At 40.7% G+C, this 2,632-nt stretch carries 3 protein-coding genes; all 3 read right to left on the bottom strand.

Annotated features, from left to right (window positions below; all coding sequences use genetic code 11):
* Positions 1-274 precede the first annotated feature (274 nt).
* The gene (locus tag AACT18_RS16320; RefSeq protein WP_094125889.1) at positions 275-790 is read right to left on the bottom strand and encodes a lipocalin family protein; all 516 of its coding nucleotides are present in this window, start codon (positions 788-790) and stop codon (positions 275-277) included.
* Positions 791-922: 132 nt separating this feature from the next.
* Positions 923-1,699 carry a phosphotransferase family protein gene (locus tag AACT18_RS16310; protein WP_094144313.1) on the bottom strand — a complete coding sequence of 259 codons (777 nt, stop codon included), beginning with the start codon at positions 1,697-1,699 and terminating at the stop codon, positions 923-925.
* A gap of 141 nt (positions 1,700-1,840) precedes the next feature.
* Complete coding sequence (locus AACT18_RS16305; protein WP_094144314.1) at positions 1,841-2,440, bottom strand: pentapeptide repeat-containing protein; 600 nt, start codon at positions 2,438-2,440, stop codon at positions 1,841-1,843.
* Positions 2,441-2,632: the final 192 nt, after the last annotated feature.

The following is a 2,632-nucleotide window of genomic DNA, read 5'->3' as shown; positions in this document are numbered from 1 at the left end:
TTGCCGCTGAATTCACAGCGAAAAACAACCCAACACGATCAAGAAACAACAAATATGTGATGATTATTTATTGCTTAACTTAAGCCAGAAAACATGGAATTTACCGCTCAATTCCAACTCGATTTAGCTGATAAAAACTCACTTTGCCTAACGCCCGGCTAAGGGGTTGACTACGCACCACCGAACTCAAAAAACACACCGTAAACACTGAACTTCAATTTTGTACTAAAGCCGCCACGCGTTGGCAATCCCTCTTGAGCCGTTTGTTAGGTATTTATTGCTGCTGAACGTAAATGAGCCGATTTGTATCAAAACCACGCTCTTTCGACATTTGAACGAACTTCTCCAGAATGTCTGGTTCGACTCTAGGCGTTCTTGAAAGTAACCACAGATATTCTGTATTCGGCCCTGACACGAAGGCATAACTGTAGTTTTCACGCTCTAACTCAAACACCACGTAAGAGCCATAAAACGGACCAAAAAATGAAACCTTCAGATAACCGTCTGTTGGACTATTTACAAAGTAAGCTTTGCCTTCAGCCTCTTTCCACTCACCTTTCTCTTCGGAATAACCACGATTAAGAACCGAAACACCGCCATCATTTCGAACACGGTATTCCGCAGTAACCTGATTTAAACCTCTTTCAAAGGAGTGATCAAGTCGAGCAACCTCGTACCATTTACCTAAATAATTGTTCAGTTCAAAATCCGACACTGGCTTTACTGATTTGGGCATACCCAAGCAGCCGTTTAATAAAACAGTACAAATAATCAACAAGATTGATCTCATGATGCCTCCAAATACCTAACGCCCGCTTAAGTGGTGAGCAACGCAATGCGATATTTCTGCACACCACCGAAATCACTGAAGTTAACGCATGATGAAAGTGCCACGCGTTGCGAATCCGTCTTAAAGCGTTTGTTATAACGCATTTTCTACCGCACCTAACCAAGCAGGTACATTCTTTTGATACCAGTCTATATATGTTGCTGCTTCAGGTTTATTGCGACTTATCAGTATGTTAACTACCTCAATAACTATCCAACACTTTGCAATAACCAAATGCTTCGTTAACTCATCCGCTGCAAGTGATGAATTGTATTGGGTGTATCGCTCGATAATCGAAGCATACTCCTCAATTGAGCCCAAACCTTGTACTAAAGGAGCCAAATCAATTGCTGGGCTACCATAACCAAAACGCTCCCAGTCAAACAGTACCAATTCACCATTTTGTCTGATGCCCCAATTTCCATCATTTGTATCGCCCGAAATTAAGCATGAATGCTCAAATAGAACCTGAGACAAAGCTTGTATTGATACTATCGTACTTTGAGAAGAGCGAGGAAGGCTTAAGGCCTCAAGAGCTGACTCTGTTGAAATAGCTGACCAATGATGCTCTTTGGTACTAAAACAAGGTTTATATTTTGAACAATGAATACTAGCCAACTGCTCAAATACGTTCGAATTGGTTTGCAATTCCTTTAATGTCACTCGATTCGGAATAAGCTCAATAAAGAGATCCTTATTTTGTACCTTATAAAGTTTGGGAACATTCACGCCCTTGAGCTTTGAAGCTGCGTGTTGGTAAAAATTCACCTCTACATCAGAAGCATTTTGCTTATGGATGCAAAGGGAACTACCAAATCCTTCAATAGAGACTCTTGCCGAGCCCATTTTCGATAGATCTTTTGTACTCATAACTCTCCCGCGTTATAACGCCCGGCTAAGGGGTTGACAACGCACCGCCGAACTTAAAAAACACACTGTAAACACTGAATTTCAATTTTGCACTAAAGCCGCCACGCGTTGACAATCCCTCTTGAGCCGTTTGTTAGGCTATTAATCCACCAATTCAATACCTAAGCTTTCTAATAAGATCAAGGCTTCATACCGTGAAAACTTAGCCTTTTTAACGTTATTTTCTAGTACGTCAATGGAGTATGCTGTTGATTCACTGAAATCAACCCCTTGCAAATTTGTTCTCATAAATAAACTGTGGCTAAAATCACTATAAATCATTATTGAACCTGCAAAGTTACCTTCACGGAAATCAACATCATGCAACTTACATTCATCCAGAACCAACTCATTTAAGGTCAGGCCAAAGAAAGACGAGTCATTTAAAATACAACGCTTAAAACTTAGCTCAAAGTCTGAATGATAAACTGGCCATGTCGCTTTCGTCCAATCAACGCCAACTAACTTACTGTCTTGAAATTTAAGCTCAAAGAGCTTTGAGTTTGTAAAATCCACCAAGCTCAAATTGCAGCGTTCAAATGTGCAGTTTGTAAACTTACATTTCTGGAATTTAACCGCTGAAAAATCGCAGTCGGAGAATTGGCAATCTTCAAACTCGACGTCGCTATATTTCTCATCAGGTGAGGAAAGCTTCTCAAAAGAAACGTCGAAATATTGCTCATTATTTTTTAAATCTATCATCGTATCCTCTGAATAGCCTAACGCCCGGCTAAGGGGTTGACGACGCCTCACCGAACTCAAAAAACACACCGTAAACCCTGAACTTCAATTTTGTACTAAAGCCGCCAAGCGTTGGCAATCCCTCTTGAGCCGTTTGTTAGGCCAACCAATTGACACCGACACTTTCACAACCAAAGAACGAGCTTTTTTGTA

It is taken from the genome of Vibrio sp. V04_P4A5T148, from assembly GCF_963875605.1.
In the GTDB taxonomy this organism is placed as follows: Bacteria; Pseudomonadota; Gammaproteobacteria; order Enterobacterales; family Vibrionaceae; genus Vibrio; species Vibrio anguillarum.
Note: the sequence above shows the minus strand (reverse complement) of the source record. Positions and strands in the feature narration are given on the sequence as shown.